We start from the raw sequence: 18,159 nt of genomic DNA, 5'->3' as shown, positions 1-18,159 counted from the left end.
CCCCATCAGCAGCCGTGAAAGCGCGGCGCACGCTTCTCCAGCCAGGCCTGCGAACCTTCGCGCAGGTCTTCGGACGCATCGGCGTGCGCAATATCTGCGGCAATCTCCGCCGGGTCGAGCGTGCCCTCCGCAATCCGGTTCAGGTGCTTCTTCATGCCAAGCAGGGCCAGCGGCGCCATGCCGGCCAGGCTTTCGCTCAACTGCACGGCCTGCGCCTGCAGCGCATGCGGATCCGCGACCAGGCGGTCCAGGAAGCCGCATGCCAGCATCTGCGCGGCATCGAGCTTGTCGACGGACAGTAGTACGCGCTTGGCGGTGGCCAGGCCGAGCCGAGACACGTAGCGCTCCAGCCCGCCGCGGTAGAACAGCAGCCCCAGCCGCGCCGCCGGCACGAACATGTCAACGCCCTGCGCGCCCAGCCGGAAATCGCAGGCCAGCGCGAGATCGGTAGCGCCGCCGTACACGCCGCCCTGGATCACAGCGATGGTGACGGGCCGCGCCGCTTCCAGCGCGTTGGCCAGCGCTTCGAAGCGCCTGCCGGCGTCGCTGCCGCCGACCTTTCCGATATTGAAGCCGCTGCAGAAATGCCGGCCCTGCGCCTCGATGCGCAGCACCAGCACGTCGGGACGGGCATTGACGGCGGCGATCTGCTCGCGCATCAAATCAAGGTCTTCCGGCTCGAGGCGGTTCGCGACCTCGGGCCGGCGCAACGTGATGACCGCCACCGCACCGTCGATGGCAAGGTCGGGCTGCTGCCCCGGCGCGGTCGCTTTCGTCATGCCGTCAGTGGAAGCCATAGATCTGCATGGTCGATTCGCCCGCGCGCACGCGGCCGAGAATGGCGGCTTCGGCGGCTTCGCGCTGCTGCGCGCGCGCCACCACGTCAGCCGCACGCTGGCGCGGCACGACCACCACGCCGTCAGCGTCGCCGACAATCAGGTCGCCGGCTTCCACGCGGGTTTCGCCGAACAGCACCGGCTCGTTGAGCCAGCCGATGGCGCCGTAGTCCTTGCCCGTGCCGCGTATGCACAGTCCGCGCGCGAAGACGGGGAAGCCGATTTCATCCAGCAGTACGCCGTCGCGCACGCAGCCGTCGATCACCAGTCCCGCCAAGCCCTTCACCTTAGCGGCCGTGGTCATGATCTCGCCCCAATAACCATGCTCGTAGGCGCCGCCGACATGGACCACCAGCACATCGCCGGGCCGGGCGGCTTCCATGGCGCGATGCAGCCACAGGTTGTCGCCGCCGGGCGAGTGCACGGTCAGCGCCGGCCCGCACAGGCGGAAGCGCGGCGCCACCGGCTTGATCACCGGCGGCAGCACGCCGATCTTGCCGCCGGCCTCGTGCAGGGTGGCGGTTGGCAGCGTAGCTGCGGCGGCGACAACCTCCGCCGGCACGCGCTCGAAATCAGCACGCGTGGTGCTGGCTGCGTCATGTTCCTTCATGCTCAAGCCCCCTTCGTCTGCAGCTGGTGATAGCGGAACTGGCGGCGCGCCTCGTCCAGGCGCATGCCGCCGCGCACGGCTTCGCGGATCGCGTTCTCGGCGTGCTCGACGGCCTCGGCCGTGTCCAGCACCGCCGCTTCATGCTCGCGGGGGATCACCACCACGCCGTCGGCATCGCCGCGCACGATATCGCCGGGCTGCACGCGCGCATCGCCGATATTGACGGGGATATTGGTGGCTTCCACCTGCACGCGGTCCTTGCCGGTGCGCATCCAGTGGTCCTTGCTGAAGACCGGGTAGCCGAGCTGGCGGCACAGCGCCACGTCGCGGCACACGCCGTCGATCACGGTGCCGGCGATGCCGCGGCGGTGCGCGATCTCGGTCAGGATGTCGCCCCACACGGTGGCGTTGTCGCGCCCGCCGTTGTCGAGCACCAGCACGCTGCCCGGCGGCACGTCGTCGATGTAATCGCCCACCGTGCCGGGGGGGTTGGCAGCCGGGCCGTACTGCAGCGTCCATGCGCGCCCCGCCATGGCGAAGCTGTCTCCGCGCGGCTTGATGCGGTAGCACTGCCCGGCGATGCCGAGCTTGTCGAGCGCATCGCTCAGGGTGGCAGTATCGAACCGCGCCGCGCGGCCCACGTTGATGTCCGTTGATTCGCTCATGGTATTCAGTCCTTCAGCATGTGTTCGTAATTGCCACCCATCACCTGCCCGATCGGCGTGCCGGCCAGGATGGCTTTCGACATGGCAGCCTCCTTGAGGACAATGGCCTCGGCGGTGTCGAGCACGCGATCGATCTCGCCCGCCGCGATGAAGATCACGGCACTGCGGTCGGCAAGCACGTAGTCGCCGCCCGCCACGGTCACGTCCGCAATCTCGACCGGCACGTTGGTGCCCTTTTCCACGACACGGCCGCGTGCGGTGAAGGAGGTCAGGCCCCGGCTGAACACCGGGAAATCGAAGGCGATGGCCTCGTCGATATCGCGCACCGGGCCATCGGCGACCACGCCGGCCACGCCGCGCACCTTGGCGCCCAGCGACAGCAGGCCGCCCCAGCTGCCGGCTTCGAGGCCGCTGCGCTGCTCGACCACGATGATGTTGTCGGGACCGGCTTCTTCGATGGCGGTGCAGCCAAGGTGCCGCAGCGGGCCGGCCGGCGGCGCCCCGGTGCCGAGCTTGACGGTGATGGCGCGCCCGGCAATGCGGCCGGCGCCGCTACGCTGCGGCAGGCCCGTGACCACGCCGGGCAGTTGCAGCTTGTCGAGCGCGTCCGAGACGGCGCAGCAATCGAGCCGGCGCAGGCGCTGTACGTAGGGATCAGGATGAGTCATGGTGTTGTCTTGTCTTGTGTTGCGAGATGCGATCAGCCTCAGCCCAGCGTGCGCCAGGCGGCAAAACACAGGCCGGTGCCGGTCAGCGCGGGGGTGCGGTAGCCCGGCACGTAGCTGACCCATTCCAGGTCCAGCTCGCGCACCGCTTCCACGGCGATCAGCCAGTTGCGGATCTCGGAGCTGCCGGCCTGCAGCTGCTTGGGATCGAGCGAAGCCAGAAAACCGGTGTCCTTGTTGCGGATGGCGGCGATGATGGCTTCGTCCAGCGCTTCGTCCACCACGAAGTGGCTCAGGCCGCCGGAGGCCAGCACCCCCACGCGCAGGTCTTCGGGATAGCTCGCGATCAGCTCGCGCAGCGCGGCGCCAAGCTGGATGCAGCGCCGCGGCGTGGGCTGGTTGGGCGGATCGAAGGTGTTGACGATCACCGGCACGACCGGCAGGTCGATATCCTGCAGGTAGCGGCGATGGATGAACGAGAAGGCATGGCCCTCGAACTGCCCGCGCTCCAGGCCATCCATCGCCGTGATGTCGAAATCGCGGTCGCACAGCGCTCGGATCAGCCAGCGCGCCAATGGCGCATGCACGGGGTAGTCACGATCGGCGTCCGGCTCCTGGCGCGCCATGCGCGCCTTCTTGTACCAGCCGTCAGAGGCGCCCACGTCGCGCTTGGCATTGCGGATGGTGTCGCCGTAGTAGATCGCGAAGGCCGGGTTGTTGGTGGTGCGGAACAGCTCGGTCTGGTCGTCCCCCACCACCAGCAGCACGTCCAGCCGGGCGGCGCGGATGCGCTCGCGCAGCTCGTCCATGGCGGCCTCGGCGCGGTCGTAGCGTTCACCCATGCGTTCGGGCGTGACCATTGCCTCGGCCTCGGGCGGCGCCACGGCAAGCAGTTTCTCGTAGGTAGTGGGCTCTCCCGCGCGGTCGAAGTAGTACGGGTTCTTGGGGTCTACCTGCGGAAAGCCGTATTGCCAGTCCTCGCGCTGGGCGGCCAGCATGATGCTGTGGGAAGAGCCGAATGCGGCAACGATTTTTGCCATGGAAGTGTCCTTCGATCAAACGATGAATGCCGCGCGCAGTTCGGCAATGCGCGCCGCGCTGTAGCCAATCTCCGCGAGGATGGTGTCGGTATCGCTGCCCTGTTCGGGCGCCATCCGCGGCGGCGCTTCGCGCGGATAGCGCGACAGGCGCATGGGCTGGCCCACCAGCGAGACATCGCCTAGCTCCGGATGCCGCATCGGCCAAGCCATACCCAGGTGGCGCACCTGGGCGTCGGAGAAGACTTGGTCGATGTTGTGGATCGGGCCGCACGGCACGCCGGCCTTGAGCAGACGCTCGGTCCACTCGCCCGTGGTGCGCTGGCGCAGCGCGGCCTGGATGGCGGCGTTGACCTTGTCGCGGTTGTGCACGCGTTCGGGATCCGATCCCATGCCGGGTTCGTCGACCAGGTGGGGCAGCTCGAGCGCCTCGCACAGCCGCTTCCACATGGTCTGGCCGATCGCCGCGATATTGAGGTAGCCGTCCTGCGTGGCGAACACGCCGGTCGGCACCGTGAGCGGATGCTCGTTGCCGCTCTGCGCCGGCACCTTGCTATCGATGAGCCATTGAGCGGCCTGGAAGTCCAGCATGGCGATCTGCGCTTCCAGCAGCGAGGTCTGCACCCACTGCCCCTGGCCCGAAGCTTCGCGTTCGAGCAGCGCGGTCAGGATGCCCATGGCGCAGAAATGGCCTGCGCACAAGTCGGCAATGGGAATGCCCACCCGCATCGGCCCCTCGCCCGGCTTGCCGGTCACGCTCATCAGCCCGCCCATGCCCTGCGCGATGGAGTCAAAGCCCGGCCAGCCCGCATAGGGGCCGTCCTGGCCAAAGCCGGAGATGCTGGCGTAGACCAGACGCGGATTGATCGCGCGCAGCGCATCGGGCCCGATGCCCAGGCGATGCTTCACGTCCGGCCGGTAGTTCTCGATGAAGACATCGGCGCGCCTGACCAGGTCATGCAGGATCGCCACGCCCTGCGGCGACTTCATGTTGAGCGTCAGGCTTTCCTTGTTGCGGTGCAGGTTCTCGTAGTCGGCCCGGTTGTGGTCGCGCCCGCCGATCATGTCGTCGCCGCCGGGCGCGCCGGGAGGGATCTCCAGCTTGATCACGCGCGCGCCCATGTCGGCGAACAGCCGCACGGCGGTGGGGCCGGCCCGCACGCGCGAGGCGTCGATCACGGTGAAGCGCGACAAAGGGCCGTGGCGCTTCGGTTCCGCTTGCCGGGGGTTGGTTGCGTTCTCTTCCATCTTCAGACTCTCTCCGGTCATGCCGGCGTGAACATCGGCACCGCATGGCCGCCGTCGCTGGGCTTGAACACCACCCGCACGCGCTGGCCGATGGCCACCTCGCGAGGATCGCAGTCCACCAGGTTGCTCATCATGGTCACGCCTTCGTCGAGCTGGATGAAGGCAAGCGTGTACGCCGCCTCGCCCCGCCCCATGGTGCTGTGCGAATAGACCGTACCCTGGCCGCTGGCCTCGCGCCATTCGGTACGCAGGGACTGGCAGTGCGGACAGACGTCGCGCGGGTAGTGATGCGCCTCGCCGCAATCCAGGCAGAACTTGACCAGCAGGCGGCCCTGGTCGGCGGCTTCCCAGAACGGCAGGCTCTCAGGCAGCGTGCGCGGCGCGGGGATCTTGCGCGCGGCGCCGGCAGTGTTCGCGGCGGCGGTGTTGGTAGTAGTGGTGCTCATGGTTTCAGACCCTTTCCAGGATGAGCGTGGCCGCGGTGTGGCGCGAGGCGAGCGCGCCGCCGATGCCGCTGGCCAGCGCCAGATCGCAGTTCTTCACCTGCACGGCGGGATGCGCTTCGCCGCGCAGCTGGCGCACGGCCTCGATCACCTTGGTGACGCCGCCGCGATTGGCCGGGTGGTTGTTGCACAGCCCGCCGCCGTCGGTATTGAAGGGCAGCTTGCCCACGCCGGAGATCAGGCCGCCGTCGGCGACGAACTTGCCGCCTTCGCCCTTCTTGCAGAAGCCCAGGTCTTCCAGCTGCATCAGCACGGTGATGGTGAAGCTGTCGTAGAGCGAGGCGTACTTGATGTCGGCCGGCGTCACTCCGGCTTCGGCGAATGCCGCGGGGCCGGACCACGCTGCCGCGGACCAGGTCAGGTCGATCTTGCCGCCCATGGCGTGCTTGGGCGCCTCGCCGGTGCCCTTCACCTTGACCAGCGGGCGCTTGAGCTGCCTGGCAATCTCGGGACGCGCCACGATCAGCGCGCCGCCACCGTCGCTCATGACGCAGCAGTCCAGGCGATGCAGCGGGTCGGAGACCATGGGCGAGTTCACCACGTCTTCCACCGTCACCACATTGCGCAGCATCGCGTGCGGGTTGTGCTGGGCATGGTGTGAGGCGGCGACCTTGATCCACGCCAGCTGCTCGCTGGTGGTGCCAAATTCGTGCATGTGGCGCCGGGCCACCAGGCCATACAGGTTCTGCGTGGCCGGCCCGAACGGCAGCTCGAAAGCCAGCTCGGGCGCGTCCGGGTCCGGCGCCTTGAGCGAGAGCGCCGCGCCGGCCGCGCGGGGGCGCCCGGCCAGCGTGATCAGCGCCACGTTGCAGCGGCCCGCGGCAATCGCCTCGGCGGCGTGTGCCACGTGCAGGATCGGCGCCGAGCCGCCGCATTCGGTGGAATCGACGTGGCGCGGCCGCAGGCCGAGGTATTCGACGATGGTGCTGGTGCCGAGCCCCGGCGCGTCGCCGGCGCAGAAGTAGCCGTCGATATCGCTCGCCGAGAGGCCGGCATCGGCCAGGGCCCCAAGCGCGACGTCGGCATGGAGGCGGGCCACCGAGAGATCGTCGGCCTTGCGGGTGGGGTGCTCGTAGGCCCCCACGATATATGCGGATCCGTTCAGAGTCATAGCGGGATAGATGGAAGGGTCACTGTTCGGGCTTGAACCCGCTGGCCTTGATGACGGGGCCCCAATAGGCCAGCTCTTTGCGCTGCAGGCGGTCAAGGTCCGCGGCGTCGCGGAAGTCCGGCTGCAATACGGCCTTTTCTTCCAGCATGCTGCGCACATCGGGCATGGCCAGCACCTTGCCGAGCGCTGCCTGCATGCGTTCGAGTTCAGCCTTGGGTGTTTTCGCCGGCGCCCAGACGCCGGTCCAGGCCTCGCCGGCATCCACCTTGACGCCCTGCTCGGCCACCGTGGGCACATCGGGCAGCAGCGGCGAGCGCTTGCTGCTGAACACGCCGATGATGCGGACCTTGCCGCCGCGCGTGTGCGGCAGGATGTCGCCGGCGGTCATCACCGCGGCGGCGAGCTGGCCGCCGATCAGGTCCGTCGCCAGCGGCCCGTTGCCCTTGTAGGGCACCACGTTCAGCGGCACGCCGGCAGCCTTGCCGAACTGCAGCCCGGTAAAGTGCGTCTGGCCGCCAAGGCCGGCGCTGCCGAACACGGTCTCCTTGGGGTGGGCCTTGAGCCAGGCCACGTATTCCTTGACGTTGGTCACCCCGGTCTGGCTGCTCACCACCAGCGCCAGCGGGTAGGAAATCACCACGGCGACGGGGCTCAGGTCGGTCAGCAGGTCGTACTTGAGCGTTGCCGGCGGATAGAGCAGCGTCGGGAAGATCGCGGTGGCATTCGGCGCCACCATGTAGGTAAGTCCATCGGGCGCGCTGTGCTTGAGCATGCCAGTGGCAATGCGGCCGCCCGCGCCGGGCTTGTTGTCGACGATCACCACCTGGCCGAGCACGCCTTGCAGCTTGTCGGCCAGCACGCGGGCGACGGTATCGGTGGATCCGCCCGGCGGAAAGCCCACCAGCAGCCTGATCGGCGGCTTGTCCTGGGCGTGGGCTGCCAGGGTAAAGCCCAGCGCCAGGGCGCAGCACGCCGTCCTGAGGGTCTTGAATATAGCCATGCGTTGTCTCCTTCTATCTTTATGGATGCGCGGTCCGCGCAGCTATGCTTGTCCGGCAAAGCGGCGCAAGTGGTACGAGGCGTCGCCGAACAGCTGGTTGATCACCATCAGCCGCTTGGCGTAATGGCCGACGCGGCATTCGTCGGTCATGCCCATGGCGCCGTGCATCTGGATGGCCCATTGCCCGAGCTGTCGGCCCGCCTGACCGGCCAGCACCTTCGCCGCGGACACCAGCCGGCGCCGTTGTGCCGGCTCGCCCTCCTGCACCGCCATCGCGGCCGCGCAGGCCATCGACTTGTCCTGCTCCAGCGCGATCAGCATGTCGGCGATGCGGTGCTGCAGAACCTGGAACTTCGCCAGCGTGGTGCCGAACTGCTTGCGGGTCTTGAGCTGCTCGGCGGTCAGTTCGATCAGCGCCTCCAGCGCGCCCACCGCCTCCGCGCACAGCATGGCGCTGGCGCGGTCGGTGGCGGCCTCGACCAGCGGCAGCGCGGCGCCGGCCTCTCCCACCAGGGCATCGGCCGCTACGCGCACGCCACGCAGCGTGAGGTGTGCGGCGCAGCGCCCGTCGAGCGTGCTGAATTCTTTGAGCGACAGGCCGGCCAGACCTGATTCGACGAGAAAGAGCGAGAGGCCGGCAGCATCGTCGACTTCGCCGGCGGTGCGCGCGACTACCAGGAACACGTCCGCTCTGCCGGCCTCCAGCACCAGGGTCTTGGTGCCATCCAGCACCCAGCCCGCGCCATCGCGCCGTGCCAGCGTGCCGACGCGGGACAGGTCGTAGCGTGCCTCGGCTTCGCCGCATGCCAGCGCCATGCGCGCTTCGCCCGCGGCCAGCGCCGGCAGCCAGCGTTGGCGCTGTGCCTGGCTGCCTGCCTCGTCCAGCAGCTGGCCGGCCAGCACCACGCTGGAAAGCCAGCCCGCGCCACCGAGTGCGCGGCCGAGTTCCTGCGCCACCAGCATCATTTCCACGGGGCCCTGCGCACTGCCGCCGACATCGTCGGCCAGCGGCAGCCCCAGCAGGCCGAGATCGGCCATGCCGGCCCAGCGCGTGGCGGCCAGTTCCGCCGGCTCGGCCTCGCCGCGCCGGTGGGCGGGATACTCGCCGTCGCAGAATCGGCGTACCGCGTCGCGCAGCGCCAGGTGTTCGTCGCTAAGAGAAAAGTCCATGGTCGGGTACGGTGTCAGGCCGAAAGGAAGGCCTTGCTGATCAGGTTGCGCTGCACTTCATTGACGCCGCCGTAGATCGACAGCTTGCGTGCATCGAGGTAGTTGGCGGCCAGCGCGGCGAGCTCCGGCGGGCTGGCTGCGTCCGCGTCATCGCCGGCATCCCCCAGCAGCGCGGCTTCTTCGAACGGCACCGCATGCGGGCCGGCGATCTCCACCAGCAGCTCATAGATGGCCTGGCGCAATTCGGTCCCGCGCACTTTCAGCATCGATGCCTCGACGGCCGGCACGCGGCTTTGCTGGTTCGGGCTCAGCAGGCGCAGCGCGGTGAACTCGAGCGCCATCAGCTCGATCTCGAACTGCACGAGCCGCGACTGCAGCACCGGATCCTGCTCCAGCCCCTGCCCGCCGGCCAGCGCCCGTGCCCGCGCAAGCTGCTGCTTGCAAGACCCGATGCCGGCGATGCCGGTGCGCTCATGGCCCAGCAGGTACTTGCCGTAGGACCAGCCCTTGTGCAGCTCGCCCACCAGGTTCTCGACCGGCACGCGCACGTTGTCCAGGTAGCACTCGTTCAGGTCGGTGCCGCCTTCGAGCATGCGGATCGGGCGAACCTCCACGCCGGGCGAGTTCATGTCGATCAGCAGGAAGGAGATGCCCTCCTGCGGCTTGGCGGCATTCGGATCGGTGCGCACCAGCGCGAACATCATCGAGCACCAGTGCGCGTAGGAGGTCCACACCTTGTGCCCGTTCACGACGAAATGCCTGCCGTCGGGTTCCAGCACCGCGGTCGTGCGCACCGCCGCCAGGTCCGAACCGGCGCCCGGCTCGGAAAAGCCCTGCGCCCACCAGGTATTGCTTTGCCGGATGTCGGGCAGGTACCGGGCCTTCTGCTCGGGTGTGCCGAAGGCAATCAGCACCGGGCCCAGCATCTGGATGCCGCTGGCGATGATGCGCGGCGCGCCGCCGAGCATGGTCTCTTCATCGAAGAGGTAGCGCTGCACGTGCGTCCAGCCCGGGCCGCCGTGCTCGACCGGCCAGCCCGGCGTCAGCCAGCCGCGCGCTTCCAGGATGCGGAACCAGTTCACATAGTCGGCGTGTTCGAGCCGCAGGCCGAGCTCGACCTTGCGCTTGATGTCGGCCGGCAGGCGCTCTTTCACGAAGGCGCGCACTTCCTGGCGAAAGGCTTCTTCTGCGGGGGAGAAAGTCAGTCTCATCGGGCTTGCCTCATGCCTGCGGCTTCAGGACGACCAGCGCATCCAGCGCCAGCACGCGGTCCGGGTAGGCCACCAGCGGATTGATGTCGATTTCCGCAATGTCAGGATTGGCCCGCATCTGCTCGCCGATCAGCGCAACCACCCTGGCGATGGCCGCGGTGTCGACCGCGGCCGCGCCGCGGATGCCGCGCAGCAGCGATGCCCCCTTCAGCCGGCCAAGCTCCTGCAGGATGTCGGCCTCGGCCAGGTCGGCCGGCAGCAGCCGCACGTCCTTCAGCGCCTCGATCCAGATCCCGCCCAGGCCCACCAGCACCACCGGCCCCCAGTCGGCATCGCGCCGCGCGCCGACCACCAGTTCGAGCCCGCGCGGGCCCATCGCCTCGACCAGCACGCCGTCCAGGCGCAGCCCGGGACGGTGCTTGCCGATGTTGTCGTGCAATTGCTGCCAGCCGGCACGCAAGGCGGCCTCGTCCGCCAGCCCGACAATCACGCCGCCGACGTCGCTCTTGTGCGGCAGCTCGCTGGCCTGCGCCTTGATCACCACCGGATAGCCGATGCGCGCGGTCACCGCGACCGCTTCATCGGCGCTGGCGGCGAGACCACCCTGCGGCACCGGCATCCCGGCACCGGCCAGCCAGGCCTTGCCCTGGTATTCGGCGAACACACCCGACGGTGGCACCGGACCCGGCAGCGGCAGCGCACGAGGCGCCCCCTGCATGGCACGGCCGGCGCGCTGCAGCGTCTCGCCGTAAGCGGCCACGCGTGCCAGCGCCCGCAGCGCGCGATCCGGTGAGCGGAAGAACGGCACGCCGCTGGCGCGGATCGCCTCCACGAAGAACGGTTCGATCGGCCCGCTGTCGCCGGTCACCACCAGCACCGCCGGCTTGTCCGCGCGGGCCAGCGCCGGCACGATGTGCTCGGCCTTGTCACGCTGCGCCACTTCGGGGCCGGCCGGAATGCTCAGCACGATGCTGCCCACGTTGGGATCGGCCAGCATGGTCAGCAGGATCTCGCCGATCAGGCCGGGCTGGCGCACGCCGATGGTGGTGTAGTCCAGCGGATTTTCGGCAACGGCGTAGCCGGGCAGCATGTCAGTGAGACGCTGCGTGGTCGACGCGGTCAGCGCGGGCAGGTCCAGGCCAAGTCCGTCGCAGAAGTCGAGCGCGATGTTCTTCATCGCGCCCGACCCGGTCATAAAGGCCGGCCCGCCGCTGGGCGGGACCGGAAAACGCAGCAGGATCGCCGCTGTGTCGAACAGTTCGTCGAGCGAATCGACCAGCACCACCGCCTCGCGCGCCAGCAGCACCGAAGCCGTGGCGTGGTCACCGGCCAGCGCACCGGTATGCGACTGCGCTGCCTCGCGCGCCCGGGCGCTGCGGCCCGGCATCAGCATCACGACGGGCTTGCCGGCGGCGCGGGCTGCGCGCGCCAGTTGCAGGAACAGGCTTGGCCTGCGCACCTGCTCGGCGTAGACCGCGATGACGCGCGTCTGCGGATCGGCAATGTAATACGACAGCACATCCTCGATGCCGACCGACGCCTCGTTGCCAGTGGATACCGTGGCCGTCATCGGCAGCCCACGGCCGATAAAGGCATCGCGCAGGTTGGCCGCCATGGCGCCGCTCTGCGCCACCACGCCAATGCCGGGACGGCCGCCGCAGGGATAGGGCTGCACGGGCTCGAAGGTGACCGGCACACCGGCTTCGAAGTTGGTGAAGCCCATGCAGTTGGGGCCCAGCAGCACGATGCCGGCCGCACGCGCGGCGGCGGAGAGTTCCTCCTGCTTCGCACGGCCTTCGTCACCGGTTTCGGCATAGCCCGAGGCAAACAACACCGCCGCGCGGGCACGGCGTGCGGCAAGCGCGCGCACGGCATCGAGCACACCGGCTTCGGGAATCGCCAGCACGGCCAGGTCGATGCCGTCCGGCAGTTCATCCACGGTCTTCACGCAGGCACGGCCGTTGATCTCGGTACTGCTGCGGCTGACCAGGTGGATGGCGCCGGCATAGCCGAAGCGCTCCAGGTTATCGAGCACGAAGCCGCCAAAGGACCTCGGGTCCGCCGAGGCGCCGACGATGGCGATCGAACGCGGCTTCAGGATGCGATCCATCGGCACCAGCTCGGATGCAGGGACGGGAGTGGGACTGTTCATGGAATTGCAGCTTCCTGTTGGATGTTGCGGCCCGGGCCATTCAGGCCCCACGAGAGCCGTGATTGGTTCGTGAATTCGGCTTGTTGAATTCATTCTGGCATACCAGAACACCATTTTCAACACACCAGAATAATTTCTTGGCATTCACTGATCGGTGTTTTCCCTAGGCGGAGGCTGCCCGACAGGTGGCGACGCGGCGCTGACGGCACTGCTCTTCGGGCCTTTCCCGCAGCAACAGATTAGGACGCCATTTCCGCCCCAGCCAAGACTTTGCGGGAAATTCTGCGCTGCTGCGGCAAGTCGCAGGGGTGGCTCCGACACGTACAAGCAGGCGTAGCACCAGCACTTTCGCAGCGGCGCATCAGGCTCACTTTACTTGAATGCCTGAAAAGTTCATTTGCATACCACAAACCATGTGTTGTATATTTTTTCGCAACAAGGCTTGATGTGCCCGTACGGGGCAAACCCACCGATGACTTCGCACGCTCTTCACTCCCACTTGCCCGCCCCAGCGGCAGGCCATGGCACCGCCGCCGCTGACGCGCCGGCACGTGCCGGGCTGGCCAACGACATCCGGGCCACGCTTGAGGACGAGATCGAGAAAGGTGTCCTGCCGCCCGGCGCGCTGCTGGACGAGCGCGCGCTGGCAGACCGCTTCGGCGTGTCGCGCACGCCGGTACGCGAGGCGCTGCAGCAGCTGGCCGCGCGCGAACTGGTATGCATTTCGCCGCGCCAGGGCGCCACGGTGGCGCGCCTGTCGATCGCAAAGGTGCGGGCGATGCTCGAGTACGTGGGAGAACTGGAAGCGCTGAGCGCGAAGCTGGCCGCGCGGCGCGTCGATGAAACCGTGCAGGCGGCGCTCGACGAGAGCTTGCGCTGCTGCCAGCTGGCCGCCGACAGCGGCGGCGCGGCCGAGTACGCGGCCGCCAACGTGGTGTTCCACGAAGCCATCTATGCCGGCAGCCGCAACGACTACCTGGCCGAGCACATCCGCCACGCGCGCCGGCGCCTGCAGCGCTACCGCACACGCGACTTCGTCAGCCCGGCCCAGCTTGCCAAGTCGCTGCACGACCACCAGCAGATCGCCCGCGCCATCCAGGCCGGCGACGAGACCCAGGCCGGCCGGGCAATGCTGCTGCACGTGCCGGCCGGCACCACCGGTTTCTCCGAATTCCTGGCCACCGTTCCCCGCCATTTCTTCGACGGCGACCACGGCGCCGAGATCTCCTGACAGAGGATTCCATGACCCGTCCGCTCCGCTCACTCGATGTTCCCGGCCTCGCGCACAAGGCTCCGATCCCGGTCGGCGCACGCGTGGGCAACCTGATCTGCACGTCGGCGATCGCCGGCAAAGACGCACGCAGCGGCGAGCTGCCGGCTGATGCCGCCGCGCAGGCCGCACTCGCCTTCCACAACCTGCAGTGCGTGCTCGATGCCGGCGGTGCCTCGCTCGCCGACGTGCTCAAGCTCACCGTGTATGTCAAGGACGACAGCGTGCGCGACGCCGTCAACGGCGCATGGCTGCGCTGCTTCCCGGACCCGCGCGACCGGCCCGCACGGCACATCGTCGTGCACGACCTCCAGCACGGCATGTTGCTGCAACTCGAATGCCTGGCCGTGGTGGCCAGCGATACCCAAGGCTGAAACCCATGATCATCGATTCCCACGCCCACATCGTCATGCCCCCCGAGAGCTTCCGCTACATGGCGGAGCTGGTCGGCGGCCGCGCCAACCCTTCGACCACGCCGCGCATCCCGGATGAATCGGTGCGCAAGGTGGCCGAGGAACTGGTGCGGAGCATGGACAACGTCGGCACCGACGTGCAGTTCATCTCGCCGCGCCCGTACCTGCAGATGCATTCGGTCAAACCCGGCCGCGTCACGGAGCTGTGGTCGCGCCATTGCAACGACCTGATCGCGCGCTTCGTCGAGCTGTTCCCCGATCGCTTCCGTGGCGTGGCGGGCCTGCCCCAGTACATGGACGAATCGCCGGCGCTGCGCGCGGTGCCCGAGCTGGAGCGCTGCGTCAAGGAGCTGGGCTTTGTCGGCTGCCTGATCAATCCGGATCCCACCGAAGGCGAAGGCCCGACCCCGCCGGGGCTGGGCGACCCGTTCTGGCATCCGCTCTACGACGCCATGACGCGCCTGGACGTGCCGGGCCTGATCCACTCCGCGGGCAGCTGCAGCGCACGCGAGTCGTACACGCTGAAGTTCATCAACGAGGAAAGCATCGCCATCGTCTCGCTGCTGGGCGCCAAGGTTTTCGACAAGTACCCGGACCTGAAGATCGTGGTGGCGCATGGCGGCGGCGCGATCCCCTACCAGATGGGCCGCTTCCGCGCGTGGAACGTGCGCAAGGGCGAAGCCACCAGCTTCGACGACCAGCTCAAGCACCTGTACTTCGATACGTGCAACTACTCGCGCGAGGCGATCGAGCTGCTGCTCAAGGTGGCCGGCACCGACAACGTGCTGTTCGGCACCGAGAAGCCCGGCACGGGCAGCGCGCGCGATCCGGTCTCGGGCCGCGATTTCGACGACATGAAGCCGGTGATCGAAAGCATCGACTGGCTGACCGAGGAACAGCGCCGCAACATCTTCGAGTGCAACTGCACGCGCCTCTACTCGCGCGCCTTCCGCAAGGACGAGGAGTGCTGACATGGCAATGACCCGCGAAGACAACGAACTGCTCACCCGCGTCGAAGGCGGCGCGCCGATGGGCGAGATGATCCGCCAGCATTACTGGCTGCCGGCGGTGCCGTCGGCCAAGCTGGTGGCGGACGGCGCGCCGGTGCGCGTGCGCCTGCTCGGCAGCAACTACGCAGCCTTCCGCGCGACCGACGGCAGCGTGGGCATGGTCGACGAGCTGTGCCCGCACCGCAAGACCTCGCTGCTGATGGGCCGCAACGAGGACAACGGCCTGCGCTGCATCTTCCACGGCTGGAAGCTCAACACCCGCGGCGAGGTGGTGGAGGCGCCCAATCACACGGGCGAGCAGGCGCAGTTCTGCAAGCATGTGCGCGTCAACCGCTATGCGGTACAGGAGCGCGGCGGCATCGTCTGGGTGTGGCTGGGCAAGGGCGAGCAACCGCCGAAGTTCCCCGACCTGCCCTTCACCAGCCTGCCGGAAGACCAGCGTTCGGTCACCAGCCAGGAAGTGCCGACCAACTGGGTGCAGGGCGTGGAAGCGTCGATGGATTCCTCCCACGTCGGCGTGCTGCACGAGTCCACCACGCAGATCACCGCCGGCTCCGGCAACGAGCGCCTGCACATGACGCAGGCCCTGGCGCCGCGGCTGGAGTTCGAGGACCGGCCCTACGGCTACCGTTATGCGGCCATCCGCCCCCTGGCCGACGACAAGGTCTATGCCCGCGTCAACAACTTCGTGATGCCGTGGTTCGGCATCATCTGCGCCCCCGACGCCAAGGGCCCCGGCACGGTGTTTTTCTCGACCCCGGTCGACGACGTCACGCACCGCGCCTGGTTCGTCCATTTCAATCCGCACCGGCCGCTGGGCATGACGGTGATGTCGGCCACGCCGGATGTGTGGAACTTCCCGCCGCTGCCGCCGGGCGGCCCCGACAACAATTGGGGCCAGAACCGCGACCTGATGCGGCGCGGCCACGCCACCGGCTTCCCGCAGCACCTGGGGACCGAGGACTTCGCCATGTTCCTGGGCCAGGGCCCGATCGCCGACCGCACCACCGAACAGTTGTGCTCGGCCGACGGCGCCGTGCTGCGCGTGCGCCAGGCGCTGCTGAAGTCCGTGCGCGAGTTCATGGCCGGCAACACCCCCACGCTGGCGGACAACCCCGGGCTCGACTACGCGCAGGCGGTATCGGTCGGCGGCGTGCTGCCCGCCGGCACGGACTGGCGCGTGCTGACCCAGCCGGCCTGAAGCGCGCCGGCACTGAGAACCAAGACAAAGAGAAACGGAGACAACAGCATGACAAGCACGCGCCGACGCCGGCTTTTGCTGGCGGCCTGTGCCGCCATCGCCGCCCCAGCCGCCCCCGCGGCGGCGTACGCCGGCATGCAGGGCAAACCCGTGATCCGCATCCTGCTCGGGCTGCCGCCCGGTGGCGGCACCGACGCGATCGCCCGCTACTTCGCCGACAAGTTGCCCGGGCTACTGGGCCAGCCGGTCATCATCGAAAGCCATGTCGGCGTGGGCGGGCGCCTCGCCGCCGACGTGCTGATGGCCGCCAAACCCGACGGCCTCACCTACATGATCGCCCCCAACGCGACGCCGACCTTCCAGACCCTGGTATTCGGGCGGCAACTCAAATGGGACCTGTGGCGCGACTTCGCCCCGGTGGCCGGGCTGGTGTCTTACCCGCTGGGCATGGCCGTGCGCCCGGATACCGGCGCAAGCGCCCGCGAGTTCATCCGCTGGGCCAAAAGCCATCCGGCCGAAGCCACCTTCGGCACGCCCGGGCTGGGCGGGCAGAACCACTTCCTCGGCATGCAGTTCGCCCGGGCGGCCGGCATCACGCTGACCGCGGCGCCCTACAAGGGCACGCCGCCGATGATCACCGACCTGGTGGGCGGCCATGTGCCCGCTGCCGTCACCCTGCTGGACGACATGCTGAAGTACCACCGCAGCGGCAAGGTCCGCGTGATCGGCATCTTCAGCCCCAAGCGCTCGCCGCTGGCGCCTGACATCCCGACCATGGCCGAGCAAGGCGTGGACATGCCGTTCGCCGAAGGCTGGACCGCGATGTGGGCACCTGCCCGCACGCCGGCGGCGGAACTCGAGCGCATGCAGCAGGCCTTGCGCAAGATCCTGTCCGCGCCCGAGACCGGGGCGTTCCTCATGCAGCGCCTGTCGGTCGTGCCTGACTTTCTCAATGCTGCGGACATGGCCCGCCGGCAACGCGCCGAGCTGGCGACCTGGGAACCCATCATCAAGTCCTCCGGCTTCCGCCCGGAATGACAACGCGCCGCGCCGACGCGCCCCGACAGGAAAACCGAAGGAAGCACCCATGAGCATTTCCGAAACACTGCAGGTCAGGGTCAAGTCCATGGCCTGGGAGGCCGACGGCATTCTCAGCTACGAGCTGTGGCCCGAGCCGCCGCGCAAGGCGCTGCCGCCATTCTCGGCCGGCTCCCATATCGACGTGCACCTGCCCAATGGCCTGATCCGCAACTACTCGCTGCTCAACGCGCCGCACGAGTGGCACCGCTACGTAATTGGCGTCAACAAGGATGCGAACAGCCGCGGCGGCTCGCGCTACCTGCACGAGGTGCTGCGCCCCGGCGACACGCTGGCCGTCAGTGCCCCGCGCAACAACTTTCCGCTCGACGAGTCGGCGTCGCTCAGCGTGTTCATCGCAGGCGGCATCGGCATTACGCCGATCCTCGGCATGATCCGCCGCCTGCAGGCGCTCGGCGGGCACTGGCAGCTTCACTACGCGGCACGCACGCGCCGGAACGCCGGCTTCCTCGACACCGTGCAGGCGCTGCGCGATGAAGCCGGAGCTGAAGTGCAGCTCTGTTTCGACCGCGAGCCTGGTGGGCGCATGCTGGACATCGCCGGCATCGTCGGCGCGCTGCCGGCCAGCGCCCACGTCTACTGCTGTGGCCCGCTGCCGATGCTGGAAGCCTTCGAGCAGGCCACTGTCGGCCTGCCCCCTGCCCAGGTCCACCGGGAGTATTTCGCCGCGCGCGAAAGCGCCGCCACCGATGGCGGCTTCACCGTGGAGCTGGCGCGCAGCGGCCGCAGCGTCGAAGTGCAGGCGGGCCAGACCATCCTCGACTGCCTGCTCGGCCAGGGGATCGAGCCGCCGTATTCGTGCCAGGAGGGCATCTGCGGCACCTGCGAAGTGCGCGTGCTCGACGGCGTGCCGGACCATCGCGACCTCGTGCTCAGCGAGGCCGAGAAAGCATCGAACCAACGCATGATGATCTGCTGCTCCGGCGCCAGGAGCAGCAAGCTCGTGCTGGACCTCTGAC

18 protein-coding genes are annotated in these 18,159 nt (G+C 68.5%); 6 read left to right on the top strand and 12 right to left on the bottom strand.

Annotated features, from left to right (window positions below):
* Positions 1-5: 5 nt before the first annotated feature.
* From ACW4E8_RS34335 to ACW4E8_RS34280, 12 genes are read right to left on the bottom strand one after another with little or no spacing between them, the layout of a single operon-like run.
* Positions 6-797 (bottom strand): enoyl-CoA hydratase/isomerase family protein, encoded by a 792-nt coding sequence (locus tag ACW4E8_RS34335; RefSeq protein WP_456808578.1) that lies wholly within the window; start codon positions 795-797, stop codon positions 6-8.
* A complete protein-coding gene (locus ACW4E8_RS34330) occupies positions 784-1,446 on the bottom strand; it encodes a 4-carboxy-4-hydroxy-2-oxoadipate aldolase/oxaloacetate decarboxylase (protein WP_456808577.1) in 663 nt (220 codons plus the stop codon). Before ACW4E8_RS34330 ends, ACW4E8_RS34335 begins: the two co-directional genes overlap by 14 nt.
* 2 nt (positions 1,447-1,448) lie before the next feature.
* Complete coding sequence (locus ACW4E8_RS34325; protein WP_456808576.1) at positions 1,449-2,111, bottom strand: RraA family protein; 663 nt, start codon at positions 2,109-2,111, stop codon at positions 1,449-1,451.
* A gap of 5 nt (positions 2,112-2,116) precedes the next feature.
* Positions 2,117-2,779, bottom strand: a complete 663-nt coding sequence (locus ACW4E8_RS34320) for an RraA family protein (RefSeq protein ID WP_456808575.1) — start codon at positions 2,777-2,779, stop codon at positions 2,117-2,119.
* Between the two features lie 38 nt (positions 2,780-2,817).
* Positions 2,818-3,816: a DODA-type extradiol aromatic ring-opening family dioxygenase gene (locus ACW4E8_RS34315; RefSeq protein ID WP_456808574.1), complete on the bottom strand. Its 999-nt coding sequence runs from the start codon at positions 3,814-3,816 to the stop codon at positions 2,818-2,820.
* Between the two features lie 15 nt (positions 3,817-3,831).
* Positions 3,832-5,061 (bottom strand): CaiB/BaiF CoA transferase family protein, encoded by a 1,230-nt coding sequence (locus ACW4E8_RS34310; protein ID WP_456808573.1) that lies wholly within the window; start codon positions 5,059-5,061, stop codon positions 3,832-3,834.
* Between the two features lie 17 nt (positions 5,062-5,078).
* On the bottom strand, positions 5,079-5,507 hold the full coding sequence (locus ACW4E8_RS34305; RefSeq protein ID WP_456808572.1) for a Zn-ribbon domain-containing OB-fold protein: 429 nt from the start codon (positions 5,505-5,507) through the stop codon (positions 5,079-5,081).
* 4 nt (positions 5,508-5,511) lie between these two features.
* The gene (locus ACW4E8_RS34300; protein ID WP_456808571.1) at positions 5,512-6,675 is read right to left on the bottom strand and encodes a thiolase domain-containing protein; all 1,164 of its coding nucleotides are present in this window, start codon (positions 6,673-6,675) and stop codon (positions 5,512-5,514) included.
* A 19-nt stretch (positions 6,676-6,694) separates the two neighbouring features.
* Complete coding sequence (locus tag ACW4E8_RS34295; RefSeq protein ID WP_456808570.1) at positions 6,695-7,675, bottom strand: Bug family tripartite tricarboxylate transporter substrate binding protein; 981 nt, start codon at positions 7,673-7,675, stop codon at positions 6,695-6,697.
* A gap of 42 nt (positions 7,676-7,717) precedes the next feature.
* Entirely contained in the window at positions 7,718-8,845 is a 1,128-nt protein-coding gene (locus ACW4E8_RS34290; RefSeq protein ID WP_456808569.1) for an acyl-CoA dehydrogenase family protein, read from the bottom strand.
* Positions 8,846-8,859: 14 nt separating this feature from the next.
* A complete protein-coding gene (locus ACW4E8_RS34285) occupies positions 8,860-10,056 on the bottom strand; it encodes an acyl-CoA dehydrogenase family protein (RefSeq protein ID WP_456808568.1) in 1,197 nt (398 codons plus the stop codon).
* A gap of 10 nt (positions 10,057-10,066) precedes the next feature.
* On the bottom strand, positions 10,067-12,208 hold the full coding sequence (locus tag ACW4E8_RS34280; RefSeq protein WP_456808567.1) for an acetate--CoA ligase family protein: 2,142 nt from the start codon (positions 12,206-12,208) through the stop codon (positions 10,067-10,069).
* Between the two features lie 472 nt (positions 12,209-12,680).
* Here ACW4E8_RS34280 and ACW4E8_RS34275 point away from each other — a divergent pair, with 472 nt between their 5' ends.
* From ACW4E8_RS34275 to ACW4E8_RS34250, 6 genes are read left to right on the top strand one after another with little or no spacing between them, the layout of a single operon-like run.
* Positions 12,681-13,439: a GntR family transcriptional regulator gene (locus ACW4E8_RS34275; protein ID WP_456808566.1), complete on the top strand. Its 759-nt coding sequence runs from the start codon at positions 12,681-12,683 to the stop codon at positions 13,437-13,439.
* Between the two features lie 11 nt (positions 13,440-13,450).
* The gene (locus tag ACW4E8_RS34270) at positions 13,451-13,852 is read left to right on the top strand and encodes a RidA family protein (RefSeq protein WP_456808565.1); all 402 of its coding nucleotides are present in this window, start codon (positions 13,451-13,453) and stop codon (positions 13,850-13,852) included.
* 5 nt (positions 13,853-13,857) lie between these two features.
* Complete coding sequence (locus ACW4E8_RS34265) at positions 13,858-14,862, top strand: amidohydrolase family protein (protein WP_456808564.1); 1,005 nt, start codon at positions 13,858-13,860, stop codon at positions 14,860-14,862.
* Position 14,863: 1 nt separating this feature from the next.
* The gene (locus ACW4E8_RS34260; RefSeq protein ID WP_456808563.1) at positions 14,864-16,102 is read left to right on the top strand and encodes a Rieske 2Fe-2S domain-containing protein; all 1,239 of its coding nucleotides are present in this window, start codon (positions 14,864-14,866) and stop codon (positions 16,100-16,102) included.
* A 48-nt stretch (positions 16,103-16,150) separates the two neighbouring features.
* Positions 16,151-17,140, top strand: coding sequence for a tripartite tricarboxylate transporter substrate-binding protein (locus ACW4E8_RS34255; protein ID WP_456808562.1), 990 nt, complete (start codon positions 16,151-16,153; stop codon positions 17,138-17,140).
* A gap of 49 nt (positions 17,141-17,189) precedes the next feature.
* On the top strand, positions 17,190-18,158 hold the full coding sequence (locus ACW4E8_RS34250) for a PDR/VanB family oxidoreductase (protein WP_456808561.1): 969 nt from the start codon (positions 17,190-17,192) through the stop codon (positions 18,156-18,158).
* Position 18,159: the final 1 nt, after the last annotated feature.

Source organism: Cupriavidus sp. CP313, from assembly GCF_054072015.1.
This window is presented reverse-complemented; position numbering and strand designations above follow the sequence as displayed.